Annotated in this window: 23 protein-coding genes; 4 read left to right on the top strand and 19 right to left on the bottom strand. The window is 30.3% G+C overall.

What is annotated here, in order from left to right:
- Window positions 1-77 precede the first annotated feature (77 nt).
- The gene (locus CNEONATNEC86_RS02060) at window positions 78-1,010 is read right to left on the bottom strand and encodes a DNA-3-methyladenine glycosylase family protein (RefSeq protein ID WP_159135454.1); all 933 of its coding nucleotides are present in this window, start codon (window positions 1,008-1,010) and stop codon (window positions 78-80) included.
- A gap of 182 nt (window positions 1,011-1,192) precedes the next feature.
- Entirely contained in the window at window positions 1,193-1,594 is a 402-nt protein-coding gene (locus CNEONATNEC86_RS02055; protein ID WP_125149509.1) for a C-GCAxxG-C-C family (seleno)protein, read from the bottom strand.
- 200 nt (window positions 1,595-1,794) lie between these two features.
- Between CNEONATNEC86_RS02055 and CNEONATNEC86_RS02050 the strand changes: the two genes are divergently transcribed.
- Window positions 1,795-3,218 (top strand): IS3 family transposase gene (locus CNEONATNEC86_RS02050; protein WP_230132317.1). Its coding sequence is split into 2 segments (ribosomal slippage): window positions 1,795-2,284 and window positions 2,284-3,218, totalling 1,425 coding nucleotides; the frame shifts between segments, so codons are not numbered across the junction.
- A 109-nt stretch (window positions 3,219-3,327) separates the two neighbouring features.
- Here CNEONATNEC86_RS02050 and CNEONATNEC86_RS02045 read toward each other — a convergent pair.
- From CNEONATNEC86_RS02045 to CNEONATNEC86_RS01995, 11 genes are all read right to left on the bottom strand, one after another.
- Window positions 3,328-4,491: an iron-containing alcohol dehydrogenase gene (locus CNEONATNEC86_RS02045; RefSeq protein WP_058293418.1), complete on the bottom strand. Its 1,164-nt coding sequence runs from the start codon at window positions 4,489-4,491 to the stop codon at window positions 3,328-3,330.
- A 161-nt stretch (window positions 4,492-4,652) separates the two neighbouring features.
- Window positions 4,653-5,501, bottom strand: a complete 849-nt coding sequence (locus tag CNEONATNEC86_RS02040; protein ID WP_058293419.1) for a 3-hydroxybutyryl-CoA dehydrogenase — start codon at window positions 5,499-5,501, stop codon at window positions 4,653-4,655.
- A gap of 222 nt (window positions 5,502-5,723) precedes the next feature.
- Window positions 5,724-6,731: an electron transfer flavoprotein subunit alpha/FixB family protein gene (locus CNEONATNEC86_RS02035; RefSeq protein ID WP_058293420.1), complete on the bottom strand. Its 1,008-nt coding sequence runs from the start codon at window positions 6,729-6,731 to the stop codon at window positions 5,724-5,726.
- Between the two features lie 22 nt (window positions 6,732-6,753).
- Window positions 6,754-7,533: an electron transfer flavoprotein subunit beta/FixA family protein gene (locus CNEONATNEC86_RS02030; RefSeq protein ID WP_058293421.1), complete on the bottom strand. Its 780-nt coding sequence runs from the start codon at window positions 7,531-7,533 to the stop codon at window positions 6,754-6,756.
- Window positions 7,534-7,546: 13 nt separating this feature from the next.
- Entirely contained in the window at window positions 7,547-8,686 is a 1,140-nt protein-coding gene (locus CNEONATNEC86_RS02025) for an acyl-CoA dehydrogenase (RefSeq protein WP_058293422.1), read from the bottom strand.
- Between the two features lie 80 nt (window positions 8,687-8,766).
- A complete protein-coding gene (locus tag CNEONATNEC86_RS02020) occupies window positions 8,767-9,552 on the bottom strand; it encodes a short-chain-enoyl-CoA hydratase (RefSeq protein ID WP_159135453.1) in 786 nt (261 codons plus the stop codon).
- Window positions 9,553-9,860: 308 nt separating this feature from the next.
- Complete coding sequence (locus CNEONATNEC86_RS02015) at window positions 9,861-10,487, bottom strand: redox-sensing transcriptional repressor Rex (RefSeq protein ID WP_058293424.1); 627 nt, start codon at window positions 10,485-10,487, stop codon at window positions 9,861-9,863.
- A 498-nt stretch (window positions 10,488-10,985) separates the two neighbouring features.
- Window positions 10,986-12,506: a glycoside hydrolase family 1 protein gene (locus CNEONATNEC86_RS02010; RefSeq protein WP_058293425.1), complete on the bottom strand. Its 1,521-nt coding sequence runs from the start codon at window positions 12,504-12,506 to the stop codon at window positions 10,986-10,988.
- 4 nt (window positions 12,507-12,510) lie between these two features.
- Complete coding sequence (locus tag CNEONATNEC86_RS02005; RefSeq protein WP_058293426.1) at window positions 12,511-12,846, bottom strand: PTS lactose/cellobiose transporter subunit IIA; 336 nt, start codon at window positions 12,844-12,846, stop codon at window positions 12,511-12,513.
- A 12-nt stretch (window positions 12,847-12,858) separates the two neighbouring features.
- Window positions 12,859-14,133: a PTS sugar transporter subunit IIC gene (locus CNEONATNEC86_RS02000; RefSeq protein ID WP_058293427.1), complete on the bottom strand. Its 1,275-nt coding sequence runs from the start codon at window positions 14,131-14,133 to the stop codon at window positions 12,859-12,861.
- A 14-nt stretch (window positions 14,134-14,147) separates the two neighbouring features.
- A complete protein-coding gene (locus tag CNEONATNEC86_RS01995; RefSeq protein ID WP_172437847.1) occupies window positions 14,148-14,459 on the bottom strand; it encodes a PTS sugar transporter subunit IIB in 312 nt (103 codons plus the stop codon).
- Between the two features lie 244 nt (window positions 14,460-14,703).
- Between CNEONATNEC86_RS01995 and CNEONATNEC86_RS01990 the strand changes: the two genes are divergently transcribed.
- Window positions 14,704-16,602: a BglG family transcription antiterminator gene (locus CNEONATNEC86_RS01990; RefSeq protein ID WP_058293428.1), complete on the top strand. Its 1,899-nt coding sequence runs from the start codon at window positions 14,704-14,706 to the stop codon at window positions 16,600-16,602.
- 127 nt (window positions 16,603-16,729) lie between these two features.
- Here CNEONATNEC86_RS01990 and CNEONATNEC86_RS01985 read toward each other — a convergent pair whose 3' ends face one another.
- The 3 genes from CNEONATNEC86_RS01985 to CNEONATNEC86_RS01975 all read right to left on the bottom strand — a co-directional run bounded on the left by CNEONATNEC86_RS01985 (window position 16,730) and on the right by CNEONATNEC86_RS01975 (window position 18,417).
- Entirely contained in the window at window positions 16,730-16,972 is a 243-nt protein-coding gene (locus CNEONATNEC86_RS01985) for a hypothetical protein (protein WP_058293429.1), read from the bottom strand.
- 155 nt (window positions 16,973-17,127) lie between these two features.
- The gene (locus tag CNEONATNEC86_RS01980) at window positions 17,128-17,535 is read right to left on the bottom strand and encodes a VOC family protein (RefSeq protein WP_058293430.1); all 408 of its coding nucleotides are present in this window, start codon (window positions 17,533-17,535) and stop codon (window positions 17,128-17,130) included.
- Window positions 17,536-17,583: 48 nt separating this feature from the next.
- Complete coding sequence (locus CNEONATNEC86_RS01975; RefSeq protein ID WP_058293431.1) at window positions 17,584-18,417, bottom strand: helix-turn-helix domain-containing protein; 834 nt, start codon at window positions 18,415-18,417, stop codon at window positions 17,584-17,586.
- Window positions 18,418-18,887: 470 nt separating this feature from the next.
- Here CNEONATNEC86_RS01975 and CNEONATNEC86_RS01970 point away from each other — a divergent pair, with 470 nt between their 5' ends.
- Both CNEONATNEC86_RS01970 and CNEONATNEC86_RS01965 read left to right on the top strand, forming a co-directional pair.
- Window positions 18,888-19,412, top strand: a complete 525-nt coding sequence (locus CNEONATNEC86_RS01970; RefSeq protein ID WP_058293432.1) for a hypothetical protein — start codon at window positions 18,888-18,890, stop codon at window positions 19,410-19,412.
- A gap of 156 nt (window positions 19,413-19,568) precedes the next feature.
- Window positions 19,569-19,757 (top strand): YvrJ family protein, encoded by a 189-nt coding sequence (locus CNEONATNEC86_RS01965; protein WP_058293433.1) that lies wholly within the window; start codon window positions 19,569-19,571, stop codon window positions 19,755-19,757.
- 174 nt (window positions 19,758-19,931) lie between these two features.
- Here the strand turns inward: CNEONATNEC86_RS01965 and CNEONATNEC86_RS01960 are convergent, their stop codons facing one another.
- From CNEONATNEC86_RS01960 to CNEONATNEC86_RS01950, 3 genes are all read right to left on the bottom strand, one after another.
- The gene (locus tag CNEONATNEC86_RS01960; RefSeq protein WP_058293434.1) at window positions 19,932-20,513 is read right to left on the bottom strand and encodes a zinc dependent phospholipase C family protein; all 582 of its coding nucleotides are present in this window, start codon (window positions 20,511-20,513) and stop codon (window positions 19,932-19,934) included.
- 160 nt (window positions 20,514-20,673) lie between these two features.
- Window positions 20,674-21,399 (bottom strand): glucosamine-6-phosphate deaminase, encoded by a 726-nt coding sequence (gene nagB / locus CNEONATNEC86_RS01955; RefSeq protein ID WP_058293435.1) that lies wholly within the window; start codon window positions 21,397-21,399, stop codon window positions 20,674-20,676.
- Between the two features lie 105 nt (window positions 21,400-21,504).
- On the bottom strand, window positions 21,505-22,797 hold the full coding sequence (locus tag CNEONATNEC86_RS01950; RefSeq protein ID WP_058293436.1) for a PTS sugar transporter subunit IIC: 1,293 nt from the start codon (window positions 22,795-22,797) through the stop codon (window positions 21,505-21,507).
- Window positions 22,798-22,820 lie beyond the last annotated feature (23 nt).

Genomic DNA, 22,820 nt, shown 5'->3' with positions numbered 1-22,820 from the left:
TTTAAATATATATTCATATGTATTATAAGGCAGCTACTTTAACTGCCTTATATTTATAATGTTATAAATTTGATTTTCTACTCTTCAATTTTTATTTTATTTTCTCTTGCATAGTAAAATAAATATTGTTGAGCAAATCCAGATAGCTTACCAAACTTATTTCTACCAAAGATTCTTATCTTATTTAAAGAAGCATCTTCAGCGCCATAAAAATAAACCATAGCACGTTTAACCCATACATCTACAGGAAATGCAGAATACTTTTCCATGGAGAACAGCATTATGCAGTCTGCAACCTTAGCCCCTACACCTTTAAACTCTTGAAGTGCTGCATGACATTCATCATCATTTAAGCTTTTTATATAATCTAAACTATATTTTCTAAACTCATTTATTGCATTTACGTCACCGCTTTTAATTGCTTCCTTGCTTTTATAAACATTAGAAATTGTATCTACTATATATTTACTTCTAAATGATGCTCCTGTTTCTTGTATTTCTTCTAATGTGGCATCTTTTATTTGATCTATTGTGGGAAATGCATAATATATAGTATCTTTATATTCAATTTCTCTTCCATATTTAATCGATATCTTATTGATAGTTTTCATTATTGATGGTATGCTGTTTCTTGCTGATATAATAAAGCTTATTAATATTTCAAACGGATCTTGATTTAATATCCTAATTCCAGGACCAAATTCTACACTTTTTCTTAACAATTCATCTTTGGATAATTCTTTTTGAATTTCCGAATAGTCTCGTTCTAGATCAAAATATTTAATCCAAATATTTTTAACATCCTCTTCATTAGAATTATATATAAAAATATTATTTCCATCTTGCTTTAATTCAATTACCTTTTCAAAAGCAACTACGATATAATTAGTATCATCTATCTTATAAAATCTAAAACATTGACCACACTCAAAAGTTTGTTTAAGACTAAAATTCTTAACTTCTTCTATTGCAATATAATCTTTGTATGATTTTATTCTTTTGTAATCCATACGAATCTCCTCCATTTATTTTCATAATTATATTGTACTCTAAACACTATATTTATACTTACATAAAATTTTAATATGTATATGATCTATACCAAAAGCAACTTCTTATTACTAAGTTATTACTAAGATTTTATTAACTCTAAGTTAAGTAAGTATATTTATAGTAATATTTTAAATTTTGATTAACCTTCTTTTATTATACTTTCTAATATCTCTGCACTTACTTCAATCATATGGCTACAAGCTTTTTCCTCTGGATTCACAATCTTTGTTTTTAAATCTCTACAATCTATGTATCCCATTTCTTCTTTAAATCTTTTTATAAATTCTTGTGTCATAGCCCTTACTTTAGGGCTCTTATGTCCTCTTTCCTCAGTAAACATAATTCCGAGTACTGCTACAGCACCAGATATAGCTCCACACACTCCACCAGATGCCATACCTCCTCCAAAGCCAGCCATAGTCTTAAATGTTTCATGTGATAAATTTAAGTTATATTCTTCATTAGCTGCATACATTATACATTCTGCACAATTCAAATCATATTCTTTAGTCCAGTATCTTTTTGCTGTTTCTGTTAGCATTTTTCTCTCTCCTTTTATTAATAATGCAATTATCTTTCATTTATTATATCACTATATTTATAATATGTAATCTAATGAAGGATATATACAATGTGGAGTATTTGTTATTATAATACTATAAAAAGGAGTATCATAGATTAATAAAATGAACCGACCCCAAAAAGTTAGACCAAAAATCTAATGATTTGGAGGTCGGTTTTTTGGCAAAATATAGTTATGAATTCAAAAAAGAAGTTGTTCAAGCGTATTTGGATGGTAAAGGTGGTTATAAATTTCTTGCGAAAGAGTTTGGTATTCCTTCTCCAAGCAAGGTTAAATTATGGGTTGATAATTACCGTACATTAGGCGATGAAGCGTTGATGCGTTCAAGAAAAAATGAATCTTTTACTTTCGAATATAAACTTCATGTAGTAGAATTATATCTAACAAGTGAGGTCTCATATCAGGAGTTAGCCCTTCAAGAAAGGATACATAATCCAACGCAAATAGTTAAGTGGGTAAATGATTTTAGAATTGCTGGTCCTGATGCTTTGCGGCCGAAGAAGAAGGGACGAAAGATATCGTTGGAATCATCAAATAAATTGTCTAGTAAAACAGAATCCGCCGAAATTGTTTCAGTTGACACTACTGCTGAACATGTAAAACAGCTTGAAGATGAATTGCTCAAGCTCAAAATTGAGAACGCATATTTAAAAGAACTGAGGAGGCTGCGTTTAGAGGAGGAAGCTCTTCTGAAAAAACAGCGAGAATCATCCACAGCCTCCGAGGAGAATTCAAATTAAAAGATATTCTCGCAGTTGTAGGCTTTCCAAAAGCGACATACATGTATTGGCAAAAGCGATTTAATAGAGAAAATCCTAATAAAGAACTAGAAGAAAAGATCCTTGAAATACGTAGTATTAATAAAGATTGGGGTTATCGACGTGTATACGGAGCACTACGTAAACAAGGAATACTTATAAATAAAAAGAAAGTTCAGAGAATTATGCAAAAGCTTAATCTTCAGGTGACTTCCTTTACAAGAAAGAGTCGTAAGTATAGTTCATACAAGGGTAAAGTTGGAAAGGTTGCTCCTAACAGAATTCATAGACGTTTTGACACACAGATTCCTCATCAGAAAATCACAACAGATACTACTGAGTTTAAGTATTATGAGGTTGATGATAAGGGACGAATGATAATAAAGAAACTATACTTAGATCCATTCATGGATATGTGTAATAGAGAAATCTTAAGCTATGGAATATCTCAACATCCGTCAGCGGCCAATATCATGGGAGCACTAAACCAGGCAATTGAAATCACAGCTGATTGTCCATACAGAAGAACTTTTCATTCTGATCAAGGTTGGGCTTACCAAATGAAAGCTTATGTACACACTCTTAAAGAAAATCGAATTTTTCAAAGTATGTCCCGAAAGGGCAACTGCCATGACAATTCAGTAATGGAGAACTTCTTTGGAATAATGAAACAGGAAATGTACTACGGCGTTGTTTACTACAGTTATGATGAACTCAAAGAGGCAATAGAACAATACATCAAGTACTACAATGAACAAAGAATTAAAGAGAAACTAGGATGGATGAGTCCCGTAGAATACAGGCTCAACCTCTTGGCTGCATAAAAATAGCGTAGCAGCCATTAAAACTGCTACGCTTAAAAAGTCTAACTTTTTGGGGTCACCTCAAAAATCATTCTAAGATACTCCTTAAAAATTAAAAATCACTTATAAATTAAAAATCAACCTTTGTATTATAATATGTGCAAGTAAATAGCCTCTCCATTGTTTCATCATTTATTTCTCTAGGATTAGATCCTGTACATGCATCTAATACGGCATTATGAGCTATAAATTTAAGATTATCCTTAAATTCGTCTTCACCAACACCATATTCTTTCATTGAATGAGGAATATTTAATTTATCATTCATTTCATTTATCATAGTTATCAATGAATCTGTTAATTCAGAATCATTATTTCCATCTAGTTTTAATACTCTAGCAATATCTGCATATCTGCTTTCACATTTAACTCTATTGTACTGAATTACATATGGTAAAAAGATTGCATTTGCACATCCATGAGGTATATGGAATACTGCCCCTACTTTATGTGCCATTGAATGCACTATTCCAAGAAGAGCATTTGAAAATGCCATTCCTGCTAAACATTGAGCTTCATGCATTAAGTTTCTAGCATCTTTGTCTCCACCATAAGATTTGAATAAATTTTCATTCACCATTTCTATTGCCTTAATAGCTAATGGATCTGTAAAATTAGAACTTTGTGATGCAGTATAAGCTTCTATAGCATGAGTCAATGCATCCATTCCAGTATGTGCTACTAGCTTATCTGGCATAGTTTGAGCTAATGCTGGATCAACTATTGCTATATCTGGAGTTATATTAAAGTCTGCTAAAGGATATTTTATCTTTTCTGAATAATTTGTTATTACTGAAAATGCTGTTACTTCTGTAGCTGTACCACTTGTTGATGGAATAGCTACAAACTTAGCTTTTTGTCTAAGCTCAGGTAATCCAAAAGGCACTACTGCTTGTTCAAATGTAAAATCTGGATATTCATAGAATATCCACATAGCTTTTGCTGCATCTATTGGAGATCCTCCCCCCATCGCAACGATCCAGTCTGGTTCAAATTTTCTCATAGCTTCTGCGCCCTTCATAACAGTCTCTACAGATGGATCTGGTTCAACACCTTCAAATAGTTCAATCTCCATTCCAGCCTCTTTTAGATAATCCTCAACTTGTTTAAGAAACCCAAACTTTTTCATTGATCCGCCGCCAACTACGACAAAAGCCTTATTACCTTTCAAAGTTTTAAGCACTTCCAAAGTTCCTTCTCCATGATATATGTCCCTAGGTAATGTAAATCTCATAACGCCTCTCCTTTTATTCAATTTATTTTTACACCATATATATTCTATATATTTTTTACAATTCCTCCAGTATTTAATATATATTTATGATTCTATATATATATATATATATTAAAAAATAAAAAAACTCCCAAAGAAATAATCTTTGAGAGTTTTTAATATTATTTAGAATAATCGAAGAATCCTTTTCCGCTCTTTCTACCTAACCATCCTGCTCTAACATATTTTCTTAATAATGTACAACATCTGTATTTGTTATCTCCAGTTTCATTGAATAAAACATCCATGATAGCAACACAAACATCTAATCCGATAAGATCTCCTAAAGCTAAAGGTCCCATTGGGTGATTAGCTCCAAGCTTCATAGCAGCATCTATGTCTTCAGCAGATGCAACACCTTCTTGAAGGATGAAAGCAGCTTCGTTAATCATTGGGATTAAGATTCTGTTTACAACAAATCCTGGTGCTTCAGCAACTTCTACTGGAGTCTTTCCGATTTCTTCTGATATAGCTTTAACAGCATCAAAAGTTTCTTGAGATGTAGCAGCTCCTCTGATAACTTCAACAAGCTTCATTACTGGAGCTGGGTTAAAGAAATGCATTCCTATAACTTTATCTGGTCTCTTTGTAGCAGAAGCAACTTCTGTTATAGATAAAGATGACGTATTTGAAGCTAAAATTGTTTCTGGCTTACAGATTTCATCTAATTCAGCAAAGATTTCTTTCTTAATTTTCATGTTTTCGATAGCAGCTTCAACTACTAAATCGCAGTCAGCAGCTAATTTCATATCAGTAGTTCCTGAAATTCTTGAAAGTATAGCTTCTTTATCAGCTTCTGTAATCTTTTCTTTAGCAACTAATTTGCTTAATCCTTTATTGATTCCAGCAATTCCTCTTTCAACAAATTCATCTTTAATATCTCTAACGATAACTTCGCATCCTTTTGCAGCAAATGCTTGAACAATTCCAGCACCCATAGTTCCTGCACCAAGTACAAATACTTTTTTCATGGTAAAACCTCCATTAACTTTATTCATAATTTTTATTAATATCATGCTCTTTATGACATTATTAGTTTAATTTAAATCAAGTTTTAAATTATCATTTATCAATTCTCAATAATCAATGAATGATTAAATCACTACGCGATTTCTTTAAAATATATATTAAAAATTTTGCATAGCAAAATAAATCTTCATTGAAAATTGATCATTGTACATTGTTGATTAAAATTATTCTGCGTCTTTAATTGCTTTAACTTGAGCTATTAATTCAGGAATAACTTTTTTAAGATCTCCAACTATTCCGTAATCAGCAACTTGCATGATTGGAGCAGTTTCATCTTTGTTAATAGCAATGATAACTTCTGAATCTTGCATACCAGCAACGTGTTGGATAGCTCCTGAAATACCACAAGCAACATAGATTGTTGGTTTAACAGTCTTACCAGTTTGACCTACTTGGTAAGCATTTTCTACCCATCCTTTTTCAACTGCAGCTCTTGAACCTGCAACAACTCCACCTAAAGCTTCAGCTAATTCTTTTACTAGATCGAAGTTTTCTTTAGATCCAACTCCTCTACCACCAGCAACTATTATCTTAGCTTCTGAAATATCAACGATATCTTTAGCAGTTTTAACTGTTTCTAAAACTTTAGTTCTAACATCACTGTCACTTAATTGAACTGCAACTTTTTCTATTTTGCAGTCAGCTCCATTTGTATTAACTTTTTCAAATACACCTGGTCTTACTGTAGCCATTTGTGGTCTGTGATCTGGGCATGCAATTGTAGCCATTAAGTTACCACCAAAAGCTGGTCTTGTAGCTAATAGATCACCATTTTCAACTTCTACATCAATTGATGTACAGTCAGCTGTAAGTCCTGTATTTAATCTTGCAGCTACTCTAGGGCCTAAATCTCTTCCTATGAAAGTAGCTCCAACAAATAATATTCCTGGTTTTCTTTCATTTGCAAGATCACAGATAACTTTAGTGTAAGCATCAGTAGTGTAATGTGCTAAGTTTTTATCTTCAGCAACTAAAACTTCATCAGCACCATGTTTAGCTAATTCATCAGCTAAGTGAGCAACATTATCACCTAATAATAAAGCTGTTAACTTAACTCCTAATTTATCTGCTTGTCTTCTTCCTTCTCCAAGTAATTCTAAAGATACTTTTTGTAATTCGCCTTCTCTTTGTTCAGCAAAGACCCAAACGCCTTTATAATCTGCTATATTCATAATAAATTAACCTCCTATTATCTTAGATGTAGTGTTTTTCTTTTAATTTTCCTAAAACGTAAGTTGCAGCAGTTTTAGCATCCTCTTTAACTAATTCTCCAGCACCCTTAACTTCTTTAGTCATTGACTTCTTAACCTTAGTTGGTGATCCTTTAAGTCCTAATTCTTCTACAGCTACATCTATATCAGCTGCACTCCAAACTTTGATTTCATCATCAGAAGTTGAGAATATGTTTGCAACATTCATATATCTAGGTTCATTTAATTCTTCAATTGCAGTTAATAAACATGGCATTTTAACTTCTACAACTTGATGTCCGTCTTCTAATGCTCTATTAACTATTAATGTATCTCCTTCAACTTTAACGTCTTGAACGTAAGTTACTTGAGGAATGTTTAAATGTTCAGCAATTTCTGGTCCTACTTGTGCAGTATCTCCATCGATTGCTTGTCTTCCAGCAAAGATTATATCGTAATCTAATTTCTTAATCATTCCTGTTAAAGCTTTTGAAGTAGCTAAAGTATCAGCTCCTCCTAATGCTCTATCTGTTAATAGGATGGCTTCATCAGCTCCCATACATAATGCTTCTCTTAATGCAGCTTTTGCAGCAGGAATACCCATGCTCACAACAGTCACTTTAGCACCAGTTTGTTCTTTTATTTGTAAAGCTGCTTCTAGAGCATGTTTATCTTCTGGATTTATAATTGCTGGAACACCATCCCTGATTAATGTACCAGTCTTTGGGTCTATTTTAACGGCTGTAGTATCTGGAACTTGTTTTACACAAACTACTATATTCATTCTAAAAGTCCTCCTATCTTAAAATGCTTCCTGCGATAACCATCTTTTGAACTTCTGAAGTTCCTTCATAGATTTCAGTTATCTTAGCATCTCTCATCATTCTTTCTACTGGATATTCTTTAGTATATCCGTATCCACCAAATAATTGTACTGCCTTAGTTGTTACTTCCATAGCAACGTCTGCAGCAAATAATTTAGCTCTTGCAGCATCAACTGTATATGGTTGCCCTAATTGCTTCTTACAAGCAGCTTTATAAACTAAATGTTTTGCAGCTTCGATCTTAACATCCATTTCAGCAATATACCATTGTAATCCTTGGAAAGCTGAAAGAGGTTTTTTAAATTGTTTTCTTTCTTTCATGTATGCAACAGCTTCTTCAAAAGCGCCTTCTGCAATACCTAAAGCTTGAGCAGCAATACCAATTCTTCCTCCATCAAGAGTCTTCATTGCTATTCCAAATCCTTTACCTTCTTTTCCAATTAAGTTTTCCTTTGGAACTATACAGTCTTCAAAAATTAATTCTGTAGTAGAAGATGCTCTGATTCCCATTTTGTTTTCAAGTTTACCAATTGAGAATCCTGGGAAAGATTTTTCTACTATGAATGCAGAAATTCCTTTTGTTCCCATCGACTTATCAGTCATAGCAAATACGATGAATGTTTCAGCAACTCCACCATTTGTTATGAATATTTTTGATCCATTTAATACATAATGATCTCCATCTAATACTGCAGTTGTTTGTTGTCCAGCAGCATCTGTACCAGCACCTGGTTCAGTTAAACCAAAAGCACCAATCTTTTTGCCTGAGCATAAGTCTGGTAAGTATTTTTCTTTTTGAGCTGGAGTACCATGTTCGTTAATTACTGAAGCACATAATGAAGTATGAGCTGAAAGTATAACCCCTGTTGTTCCGCAAACTTTTGATAATTCTTCTACAGCTATTATGTAAGAAAGAACATCTCCGCCTGCACCTCCAACTTCTTTAGAAAATGGAATACCCATCATTCCTAATTTTCCCATTTTCTTTACATTTTCCATTGGGAATTGTTCAGTTTCATCGATTTCTGCAGCTAATGGCTTAACTTCATTTACTGCGAATTCTCTAACCATTTGTTGTACTAATTCTTGTTCTCTAGTTAATTGGAAATTCATTAAATTACCCTCCTTGTTAATTGGAGCCTACTAGTAGGCAAACTATATATAAATCTCTAATAGATTTTTGACTAAAAAAATTATTTGTTTTGGAAATTCTTTTCTTTTCTTCTTTCTAAGAAAGCGCTCATTCCTTCAGTTTGATCTTCTGTTGAGAAGCATTTACCAAAGTCAGCTGCTTCTATCATAACAGCTTCATCTATTGCTACTTGCATACCTCTGTTTATAGCATCTTTAGCTAGCTTAACAGCAATTGGTGCATTAGATATAATTATTGAAGCCATTTTCTTTGCTTCTTCCATAAGATTTTCTAAAGGTACTACCTTATTAACTAATCCTATTCTATAAGCTTCATCAGCTTTAATATTTCTTCCTGTATAAATCATTTCCTTAGCTTTTCCAAGACCAACTATTCTTGGTAGTCTTTGAGTTCCACCAAATCCTGGCGTTATTCCAAGACCTACTTCAGGTTGTCCGAATACAGCTGCTTCAGATGCAATTCTTATATCACAAGCCATCGATATTTCACATCCGCCACCAAGTGCAAAACCTTGAATAGCCGCTATAACTGGCTTGTCCAAGTCCTCAAGTCTTAAAAATACTTTGTTTCCAAGCTCACCAAATTCTTTACCTTGAGCTTCATTTAAATCCTTCATTTCAGCTATGTCAGCACCAGCAACAAAGGATTTTTCTCCTGCTCCTGTTAATATAACTGCATATATGTCGCTATCTTTTTCTAAATCATCTAGAACTATATCTAAGTCTTTTAATGTTGCCGAATTTAAAGCATTTAATGCTTTTGGTCTATTAATTGTAACAACTGCTAAATGTCCTTCTTTTTCAAGGATAACATTTTCTAATTCCATGTTTTTTACTCTCCCTTTAAAATCATATTATTTATTTTTTTAATTTTCTTACAATTTTAAAAATATTAAATATGCTTGTTATAATATTAACAAGCTTGAACAAAAAAACAACGGAGCTTAAATCTCCTTATTTAAAATTATAATACGTAGTTACATTATTTGCAATAAAATATTATCTTTCCATCCAACTTTTTTATACCTTTTATCTGCATTGTTCATACAAAAACTCATATATGAATAAAAAATAAATAATTTATATTAAAAGCTTATATTTTTTCCTTTTAATATAAATTATTTATTTAACAAATTTATTCGTTTAGTAAATAAATTAATGTCATTAAACTCTCACTTAAATGAACATTTTCTACCTTTACATCACTTGGAACAACTAAATCAACTGGAGCAAAATTCCACATTGCTTTAACTCCGCCTCTTATTAATTCATCAGCAACATTTTGCGCATTTTTTTGAGGAACACAAATTATCCCTATATCTATTTTCTTACTATCTAGAGTTTCTTTTAACTCATCTATATCTCTTATTTCTATATCTCTTATTTTCATTCCAACTAATTTAGGATTAACATCAAAAATAGTACCTATATTAACTCCTAAATCTTCAAACCTAGTATAATTAGCAACAGCCTGACCTATATTACCTGCTCCTATCAATACTGCTTCATACCCTTTATCTAGTCCTAATATACATCCTATCTGCGTATATAGCTCTTTTACATTATAGCCATAACCTTGCTGCCCAAAGTCTCCAAAACAATTTAAGTCTTGACGAATTTGAGAAGCTGTAAAACCTATTTTTTCTCCTAATTCTTTTGAAGAAATCCTATCAACATCGTTCTTCATTAATTCACCAAGATATCTATAATATTTAGGTAGTCTTTTAATTACTGCCATCGATATACTTTTGCTTCTCTCCATTCCGTTTCTCTCCTTAATCTAATATACTCTATTTAAATTATCCCCCAATGCATAATTAATTATTATTTTATATTCAACAAATCATATAATATACTATAATTTATAATTTTATCATATCCATCCATTTCTATGTCAAGTTTATTATAACTTTTTATAAATATGAGTTATATAAATCATTAATAAAATCGTGTATATTAATATGGAGTAAAATATTATCAACTTTTATTATTAAAAATAATAAAGACGTACATTTTAGTATATTTTTAATTAATACATATGTCAACTTTTATTAATTATTTAACTCAGATTAATGTCAGAAGCAAACAAGAAAAAATGTGATTAATAGTTCAAAAAAGGTGTTTACATTATTGGCATAGATCCAGCGACAACGGACTTTCAATGTCAAGTTATTGCCATGCTTGGCATGCAAATAGAGAGTAGATAGTTTTGTTTTTACCTAAAACTATCTACTCTACCTTCAAGTTATTAAGTTATTTTTTAAATATCATTTTCTAAATCCGCACCATTTGTTGCAATTAATTTTTTATAATAATAGAATGATTTCTTTTTACTACGCTTACCAGTTCCATTTCCATAGTCATCTATATCTACATAAATCATGCCATATCTCTTTGTCATCTCTGATGTACCAGAAGAAATAAGATCGATTGGTCCCCACCAAGCATAGCCAAAGACATCTACTCCATCTTCAATAGCTTCTCTCATTTGTTCAACATGTCTCTTCATATAATCAATTCGATAATCATCATTGATTGAACCATCTTCTTCGATTTTATCAACTGCACCTAATCCATTTTCTGAAATAAAGATTGGTAAATGATAACGATCATATATATGATTTAAAGTAATTCTAAAACCAATAGGATCAATCGTCCATCCCCAATCAGACATCTCTAAATTAGGATTTTTAATATCAGAAACCAATCTTCCTGTTGGTTTAGGTACTGTTTCACCTTTATAGCGCATAACATAAGTCATATAATAACTAATTGTAATAAAGTCAACAGATCCTTCTTTTAAAATCCTTTCATCATCTTCTCCCATCTCAATATGGATATCATTTTCATCAAAAAATCTTTTCATATAATATGGATATTCACCTTTAGCTTGGACATCTGTAAAGAACCAGTTAAAATGATCTTCAAACAAAACTTGTAATTGGTCTTCTGGTTTAGAACTTTCAGCATAATTTTCTAATCTACAAAGCATATTACCCATTTTAGCTTCCGAATCAATTTCGTGACATTTCTTAACTGCTAAGGCACTAGCGACCATTTGATTATGCACTGCTTGGAATTTTAGTTTCCAGTTTCCTAAATAAGGATTACAGCTATTTGGTTCAGGTGCTCCTTCTAAAATAACACCACTACTTGTAAAAGGATTAGAAAGAACATTATTAATTTCATTAAAAGTTAACCAGTATTTAACTTTACCTTTATAACGTTTTAAAACTGTTTCAGCGTATTTGACAAATGCATCTACTGTATGGCGGCTTAGGAATCCATTATATTTTTCTGCCAAATGTAAAGGTGTATCAAAATGCGATAATGTTACTAATGGTTCAATATTATATTTATGCAATTCATCAAACACATTATCATAAAATTGTAATCCTTCTTCATTAGGCATTTCATCATCTCCATTAGGGAAGATACGTGACCATGAAATACTCATACGAAAAACTTTAAATCCCATTTCAGCAAATAATTTAATATCTTCTTTATATGTATGATAGAAATCAATTCCTCTACGTTTTGGTAGTTCCCAATTTTCAGGATGTAATTTCATGTCTTCTACCATTTCTTTTGAAGCAGCATTATGTGGTACATGAACATCAAATGAGCCTTCAGTGTCACGAATTTCTTTAGTTATCAATCTTGCAAAGTCAGATGTTGCTAAACCTCTACCTCCTTCATTATAAGCCCCTTCAATTTGATTAGCAGCTGTTGAACCGCCCCATAAAAATCCTTCTGGAAATACTTTATTTTTTATTATCATAATTCTATTCTCCTTTACTTCGTTGATATAGTGCTTTAAAGATAGGCTCCATTTTTTGAACCATTCTTAATTCTGTGGTAATTGTCATAACTGTATCTTGTGCATGAACAAATAACAATGAATATTCAAATTGTTCACCACTTACCTGTGCTTGAATAACTTTTGTTTGAGCATTATGTGCCTGTAAAATTTCTTGTTTTGCTTCTTTTAATAATTTATCAGCATACTCGAAGTCAAAGATAGCCATTTTTTCTAATGCCTCATCTATTTTCATTCTTCCATCACCTGCATGAAGAATAACTTCCATTGCTACTTCATTAATATTTATTATTTCTTCCATATTTAATCACTCCTATTCTTGTACAGCTAATTTTTTTGCAGCCTTTTTTGATGCTTTTTGTTTTTCTCGTTCAGCATCTTTAGTAACTTCAAATTTTTCTGATGCTTTAAAAAATGGATACCAGATTAATGTTGCTAAAACTATATTGATCAGTACTAAAATTACATTTCTAAAATCTCCACCAGACATCATAAATGCAGAAATAGCATTTGGTAAAAAGTTCATATCAAAGTTTACATAATTTATAGTACCCCAACCAAATTGGAACCATAAATAAGAGAATCCTGGAAGAATTATACTAATTAAAACAACTGGAATAAACATAAATGGATTATTAACAACAGTACCATAAACTAATGGTTCATTAATATTGAAAATAGAAGGTATAATTGTCGCTCTACCTAATAATTTATATTTTTTACTTTTTGAAAATAACATCATAAAAGCTAAAGGAAGTGTTGCCAATTGTCCTCCAATATGATGATAACGGCTAAAACCATAAGCATAAATATTTGTAGCAGTTCCTCCAGCAGCAACCATAGCAGCATTTTCAGCAATGGCTGCTTGTGTAATAGAACGTGTTACAGGCGTGAAAACCCAGCCACTAATACCAAAAAAGTAGAAAATATTTTGTAAGAAACAAATCAAAATTACACCAGGTAAGCTTTGTGCAAACCCTTTAATAGGACTCATAACAACTTGTACCATTGCAAACACATCAATATTAAATGTAAATGTTAGTAAATAACCAGCCAATAAACTTAGAAAGATTGAGATAATATTGTCAAACCAATTCTTAACAAAGTCTGGAATTACACTATCTTCTCCAAAGAAAGAAAACCTTACCATACATTTATAAATAAATGCTACAATAAATCCTATAAACATTGATGTAAACATACCGCCTGCACCAAATTGTGATATATTAAATAGGGTTCCTTCAGCAACTGTCTTTGCATTCATACATAACATGAATGCTCCAATACCAGTAAATCCAGCAATCATTGCTCTATCTTTCTTTTCCTCTTTAACTAATGTATTATAAGGAATAATAAATACAACAAAGAGACCTATTAATCCAAAGGAATATGTATTAAGTGGTGTTAAATCTGGTAAGCTTGGTACAAAACGTCTAAGAATAGACCATAAACTTGGAATTGTACTTACCATTGAAAATGGTACGATATATAAAATCGCATCAGCAATAATACTAAACCAATAACTATTTGTGATTTTGTTGATGATTGGAACTAAATAAGTTTCAATCCATGCTTGTATTGCTTTCATGACTTCTCCCCCTCTTACTCTTCATTATAAAATTCAATCGCTTCATCTAAAATGCTTTCCCCATCTAATGATGCATAATAATCTGAATCAATAGAAGTTACTTTAACATGATGATCCTTTAATTCTTCTTGGTATTTTGGAACTTCAGCAGCAAAATGAGGTCCAAGTAAAAGAACATCAATTTTATCTGCATACTCCATAACTTGAGATTTGCTAACTGCATTGACCTTAACATCTAATCCTCTTGCTTTAGCAGACTTTCTCATATTTGCAGCCATAAAACCTGTTGAAGCACCAATTCCGCAAGCTAATAAAATTCTAATCATAATTCATTCTCTCCTTTATACATTTAATCTTTATTACTGATCTCCTTTTCCTTTATTTGCTTTCATTGTATAATCAATTTAAAATAATATATAACATATTTTTTTCCGCATACACTGCAATATATCGAAATTACCTACATAATAGAAAATTCTTTATTAGCAATTTATAGTTAAAAATTTGTATTATTATAATGTAAACAATGTCATTTATATATACTGTTTATTGGGAAGGGGGGAATTAGTCATGAAAAATATGAGGATAGACACGCTAATTAATGTTTTAGAAGAAACAAATGATGATATATCATCTACATCATTGGCTAAAATTATAGGCGTTAGCGAAAAGACAGTAAGAAATTATATAAAAGAGATTAACCAACAAGAAATATATAATATTCAATCTTCCAAAAATGGATATAGATTAATAAAAATGTCCGAAAATCCTAATGATTTTACTATAAATAGTATAGAATACAGAGAGAATTATCTTATTTCTAAACTTTTAACGAACAAAAATGGAATTTCAATATTTGAGGTGGCAGAAGAATTATCAGTAAGCGAAAGCACAATTATTAATAATGTACTACCTAAAATTAAGAGGTTGGCAAATAAATTTCAATTATCAATTCAATCACATAATTATCAATATAGTCTAATTGGAAAAGAAAATCAAAAGAGAAAATTTATCGGTTATATAGCTACTCATAATAGCTATGGATACTTCACTTCAACTGAAACATTAGAAAAATTATTTCCTTCTATAGACATTAGAAAAACCTTAAATCAATTACATAATATTTGTCAACAATCTAATTTATTCCTCAATGATTACTCTATGAATAACTTTTTGATTCATATTTTAATTATGTGGATTAGAGTGCAATCAAATAATACAATCAGTGTAGTAGATAATTACAAAAGTATTGAAAATATTATTTCTTTTTCTGAGCAAAAAGAAGACATAATTAAATTAGCCGATTTAATTCAATCACTATTTGTTGATATCCATTTCTCAATTCCACAAAATGAATATCAACAGATAATTGCATTAATAACTCTATCTATTGATAATAGTTATAACAATTTAAAGAATTTAATTGAACCCAAATTTATGGATAACATATTAGAGATAGCAAAAGAAGTTTCAACACGCTTTGATATACCTGAATTCGATCATAGTTTTCTAATGCAATTTTCTAGACATATGTATACTGCCTATCACAGGGCAAAAATGAATATGAGTTATCCTAACCCTATAGCACATCAAATCAAATTGGATTATACTCCTGTATACGATATGAGTGTTTATTTTGCTCATAAATTTTCAACAATTTATAATATAACATTAAATGAAGACGAGATTGCTTTCATAGCACTTCATTTTGGTGCATATCTAGAAAATAATAAAAATAAATTAGATATGACATCATGTATCATAATATGTGAAAAATATCATAATATCACTAAAAAACTAGTATCTAAAATCAAGCTTAACTTTCAAAGTGACCTTATTATTTTAGATATTATGTCATTAGATCACTATCTTTCCATTAAGCCTCAAAGTGATTTATTAATTACAACTATTGAAACCACAATACCATATCCTTATAAGATACTTATAAATCCAATTTTGACTAAACAAAATATACGGGATATATGGCAAGGTATAGAACAAATTGAGGAAAAAAAATCATTAAAAAAAGGAAAATTTTTTTTAGAAAAAGCTTTATCCGATTGCTTATATGCAAGAAATGTTTCTTTTAATAACGTCGAAGAATATATTAGATTCATGGGCAATATTTGCTATACAAATGATTATATTTCGCCAGAGTTTATTGATGATGTATTATTGAGAGAAGCTGTTTCATCTACTGCTTTTACAAATTTCGTTGCTATTCCTCATACAATAAGTCTATATGCAAAAAGTTCATTTATATTTATATTACATAACGACTCACCAATTAATTGGAATAATAAAAAGGTTAATTTTATTTTAATGATAGGTATTGCTGAAAGTGATATAAGCTCTTTTAATGATACACTTAATTTTTTGATAGATATATTCTCTTCAACTCAAAAAACATTGAAGATTATGAATACAAATACTTTTGATGATTTTAAAGAAACCCTTATGAATTTATAATATGAATTGTCAAGCGAAGTAAACAATTAACTTATTCTTTTTTTATGCTTCATGGTATTTCTCTATAATAAATTCCATCATAAAAATAACAGCTCCAAGTTTACGTTTCCCTTGGAGCTGTTTATTTTTATTCAAAATCAAAATTATTCACAATCTCTGTAGTTTTATCCACATAATTTTCAACAGCTTGGTCAATTTCATCACAAATATATTTTAAACTGCATCCTTCACATTTATTAAGTATGCCTTCCTCTAACAAAGAGCATTTTAAGTCATCCTCAAAAGTGGAATTTCTAATAGCGAGAGCTATTTGCTTTTTATCATATACCTCTCCTTCTTCTGATTTAATTTTAATTTCATTCTTAAACATATCCACAACACACTCCATAATTTATTTGCAGCTTAAAAATTTATTCAATAGCTAGTATCTGTAAAACCACCACTTCTTCAAATAGAAGTTAACTGTTACACACTAATGAATAGGCTAAACTTAATCTGCTACTATTATGGATATATGTTTTAAACTTAAACATTACTGGCATCATTCAATTCAAACAGATTTCCTTCTGGATCTCTGAAATAGGTGCAACGCATCCCCCATGCTTCAATGTGTTGTGGTTCTCCAAGAAACATCACCCCTGCTTCTTTCAGACGCAGATAATCTCCATCTAAGTCAAGTGTTGGGATGACTGCCACAACAGTATCTGGCTGTGTGCTGACATTTGGTTGTTCATACCCTTGAAACATTGGCATAGCTTCTCCTGCAAAAATAGCAAAGCAAGGTGGTGTATTGTTACTTGTGGCAAAAGAGGTGTACGGTCCATTTCTATCGCCCCAAACTGCAATCAAGCCAATTTTCTCTGTGTAAAAGTCAAAGCATTCTCCATAATTTTTTCGCACTAGAATACGAATTGTTGTTTCATTAAATTTCATTTCTATAACTCCTCTCTTTTTGTTTAATATTACAAAGATATTATAGATTTAAAATTTTGCTATTTCACTGTAAAAATCGGACATATTATTTCTATATTCTTGAGGTGTAATACCACATACAATTTTAAAATCTTTTACAAAGTGAGAAACATCATAATATCCTAGTTTCTCACATATGAAAGCTAATCCATTTTCTTTTTTATTTAGAAGCTGAATAGCTTTGTTTATTCTCACTAATCTGGAAAAGAATTTCATACTCATACCGAGATATAGATTAAACAACCGATTTAGGTGTCTTGAACAATAAAAGACATTATTTGAAATTTCTATAGAAGTCATAACCCCTTCCATTTGAATGATGCCTTTGATAGCAAGTTCAAGCTCCTTAGGATATCGAACTTTAGTACTTAGAATTAGTTTTTTTTCAAATTCCAGTAATAATTCATCTACAGATAAAGAAGTTATAAAAATATTTCGCATTGCTATATCCAATGAATTATCAATCAATGAAAATGGTATAATCTGGTCAGTCAGTTTCTTTTGATTTATTTTGGTAAAAGGAAAAAATCCTGCTGGTTGAAATTCAATAATGAATATGGCATCACATTTATTTGCAATATCACCTACTTTGATTGACTTTGTGGTTGGTCCAAATAAAAAACTATAAAGTTCAGCATTGTAATTGAATAGTACAAGAGTAGCACTACCATGAGGCATAATAGTATAATCATCTGAAATAATTGATTTATTAGGAAAGCTGATTGTGAAATTGGATATCAAGCTCCTAAGTTGCTCACATGGTAATAAGTAGACAAAATTTTCTTCACGAATAAGTATCTTTCTACCTGTAGATATATTCTCAAGACTTCTCTTATTTATCATTTTCTCTTTTTTCCTTTTTTTAGATTTGTTAACTAAAATCACTCATATACATATATGATACATATCATTTAAGAACTTTAAAAGAAGTTTTACCTAATAATATATAAAAAATTATTCACAATCTCTGTAGTTTTATCCACATAATTTTCAAAAACTTGGTCAATTCCATCACAAATATATTTTAAGTCACCCTTCACACTTATTAAATATGCCCTTAGCCAGCATTTTATAAGCAAATTCTTATATTCTTGAGTTCTCATATTCTTAAATTCTAAAAAATATAAATTCTTAAATTCTTAAGAACTTTAGATTTTATAATAAATACTCATATATCTTTTAAGAGGGTACATAAAAATATCTCTAAGAAACTTCCAAAGAAAGATACAAATAATGCATAGGAAAATGATATCAAATATAACGAAGAATACTTGAAAATATTATTTAAGAACTGCTAAAGGAGGATATAGTTTATGCCTAAGAAAAGAACATCAAAGGTTGTTAAAAATGATTTTGAATATGATGAAGGTGAAGTATGTGGATTTACCAGTGAAGTTCCTACAGATGGTAATTGTATATCTTCCTTTTCTTTCGATGATGATTCTGATGTTAAAGATTTTGAAACTAACTCCAAATCTAATATTAATACTCATATTAGAACAGATAATAAGCCCAATTCTAAAATTGATACTATTTCATCTAGTAACACCAATAATCAAAATAGCATAACTGATTCTATTAGAATCAAAAATCCTCGTATCTCTACAAAAGAAATATTTGATAACAGAAGGACTCCACTTCCTAATGGTGCTGCCCCTGCTATTGATGGTGAAACTCCAACTATAAAAAGAAGTTACACTCTTAGAAGCTCCACAATAAGAAAAATAAATGAATTAAAAAGTATACATCCTGACATTAATGTATGTGTAAGCACAATAGTTGATATAGCTATAGATTGCTACTATAACCACATTGTAAATGAAGGTGGAAATCAATAACTGAATTTTTAATATATATGTTCTAATTATGATTCTTCATTTGAATCTACGCTGAAGCTAGTTAGGATTTATATGCTGAATGTAGAAAATTTATTAGAACTTATATATGAAATAATATTTTTTCTATCATATATCCTTTATAGGAGGTGAAAAATTATGGAGGTAAATGAACTTATGAATCTTATTGTTAATAATGGTTTTGCTATAGCTGTTGCTGCATATTTGCTGATTCGCTTGGAAAAACAGATTAATAACTTATCTAATTCAATTAACAAATTAAATACCATAATATCAACCAAGCTTGGAGTTGTTATAGATAATGATGATTCTGATAAAATAGCTTGAGAAAAAGGCATGAAACACTTTAAATAATTTTCAAAGTGTTTCATGCCTTTAAACTTGTCTACATTTAAAATTACAACTTCCCAAGTATTAAGTAATTTAAATCGAAATATTTTATATTTTCATATACATAAAAAATCAAAAAAATTGCCTAAATTTTAGGCAATTTTTTTGATTTTATATAACCTTTTTAATCTTACTTTCATTAGTAAGTACATTATTTAAAATCATATTTAAGATACTGTCACAAACATAGTATGCGAACGTTAGATCATTATTAAAATCTATCACACTCTCATATTGCTTTTGTAAATCTATCAAAAAATCTTTAGTGGCATTTGGATTTATTTTCGCAGTTAATATACCTCCCGGTATAAATGTTTTGCTTTTTTTAGCTAATCTCTTCTCATATAACATATGATCTTTCATTATTTTTGTACTAGTACATTCCCATCTATAATAATGTGGAGCACAAAAATAATCACATAAAAAATGGCAAACAACACCTAATTCTTCACTGAACTTAGCCATCGTCATTCCATAGTGTACATCATATATAGTAAGAGATGATAAATATAATATCTTATTAATTACCATATCTATACTTTCATCAAAATAGTGTCTTATACGTTTATATTGTGGAACACAGTCTGGTTTTACGTTCCCCCATATAAATCTATTTTTATTAATTAGAGAGATAGCTTCGGTATTAGAATACTTAAGTATATTCCCTCCCATTAGTTTATGATTATTTATCATCAAGATTTAATCACATCCTTCATTCTCTAATTACAATAATAATATTAAAATAACATAATCATTTCAATGCAAATTTTATTACTAAATTGTAAATTTAATATATATTATTATAATAATACTATATCAGGATGTTTACAATAAATTCATAATTAAAAATTTATTAAATTAATTTACTAACTTCTTCTTCCATTAATATAGTTACATCTCTATGCATATTAAGCATAGTTGATGGATTATTAGTTGTGATCACACCTTTTAATAATTCTCTTACAACATCAGCTTTGTTTGTTCCTTTAACTATTAAAATTATTTTTTTTGATTTTAAAATTTGACCTAATCCCATAGTTATTGCTTCTGTTGGCACATCTTCTATTTTATCAAAAAATCTTGAATTCGCTTCTATAGTACTTTGTGTTAATCCAGTTTTATGTGTACCTGCTATTAATACTTCATCAGGTTCATTAAATCCTATATGGCCATTAACGCCAATTCCAAGTATTTGTACATCAATTCCACCTAGCTCGTCAATTTTCTTATCATAGTTCTTAGCTTCTTCTTCAATATTTTCTGCTACACCACTTGGTACAAAAGTTCTTTCCTTATTAATATTAATATGATCGAATAATTTGTTATTCATGAAATATCTATAGCTTTGTGGATTATCTCCATTTAAACCTATATATTCATCTAAATTAATAGTTGTAACATTTGAGAAATCTATTTCTCCATTTCTATTCATTTCAATAAGATTATTGTATAAACCTTCAGGAGTACTTCCTGTTGCTAATCCTAATACAGAGTTTGGTTTTTCATTAACAGTCTCTTTAATCATGTTTGCTGCTAACTTACTCATTTCATTATAATCTTTTGTAATAATAACTTTCATAACATATCCCTGCTTTCTTTATATTCTTAATATTTATGTAGAATCTTAGCTAAAGTTTTATCATTTAAACTTTAGCTAAGATTTCTTCAACTCAACTTAATACTGTTATACTGTTACTTGATTTTCTACTTTATTAGCTGCTGCATTTTCTTGCTTAGCTGCCATAGCTACAAATGGAAGATATATTACCACTGCTGCTGCTAGACAAATAAGTGCTGTTATACCACCTCTGATTGAGTTAGTAGAAAGTATTGCCCCTAGAATTGGTGGTGTTGTCCAACCAGCCATAACTACAACTTTTGGAGCAAATCCGATTGCTGTTAATGCATAAGCTATTACTGTACATGCCATAGGTGCTAATATAAATGGTACAAAATAAATTGGATTTAATATTATTGGCATACCAAAAATTACTGGTTCGTTAATATTGAAACATCCTGGTGCTATACCTAAACCTACCATCATTTTTTGTTGCGCACTCTTTCTTTTTGCAATTATTAATATTGCTATAAGTAACGCAATTGTTGTTCCAGATCCACCCATGTTTACATATGAATCTATAAATTGACTGTTTAGTATATATTCAGCTGGCTTACCATTTGCAAAAGCTTCTGTATTTAATATAGTTAATGGTAATAATAATGCATTTATAATTGGAGCCATGATATTTGAACCATGTAAACCAAAGAACCATAATAAATGAATCATAAATACTATTACTAGAACTCCGCCTAAGCTTCCAGCTACACCTTGAAGTGGTGCTTGAATAACATTAAATAAAGCTTGGTGTATATCTGGCAATCCTAATACTTTAAATATTTCTAAAATTCCTGCTGTAACACATAGAACTACAATAGATGGAATTAATGCTGCAAAAGATTTTGCTACTGCTGGTGGCACACCATCAGGCATTTTTATTACTAACTTAGGATTTCCTATTAACTTAACAAAGATTTCTGTTGCAATAATTGCAACTATAATAGCAACAAACAAACCTTGTGAACCTACAAAAGTAAGTGGTAATGTACCATCTTCTGTTGTTTTATATAACATCCATGATGCTGCTACTGATACAACACCTGCTGATAAGCCATCTTTATCATAAGATCTTGCTAAATGATATGATATTGAAAAAACTACCAATATTGACATAAGTCCAAATGAAGCATTCCAGATGTCACCACCAAAGTTCTTCCAGTTGGCTGGTAATAACCAATTCATAAAGTTTTGATAGAACTCAAACCCTAAATTATTAAATAATGTAGCAAAGGCACCAGCCATAATTAATGGAGTTAAAGTAGCAAATCCATCACGAATTGCAACTAAATGTCTTTGTGATCCTATTTTAGCCGCTATTGGAATAAAATGTTCTTCCATCCATTCAAAAAACTTATTCATAATATATTCTCCCCTTTATTAAT

The sequence above is a fragment of the Clostridium neonatale genome (assembly GCF_900465025.1).
GTDB lineage: Bacteria > Bacillota > Clostridia > Clostridiales > Clostridiaceae > Clostridium > Clostridium neonatale.
This window is presented reverse-complemented; position numbering and strand designations above follow the sequence as displayed.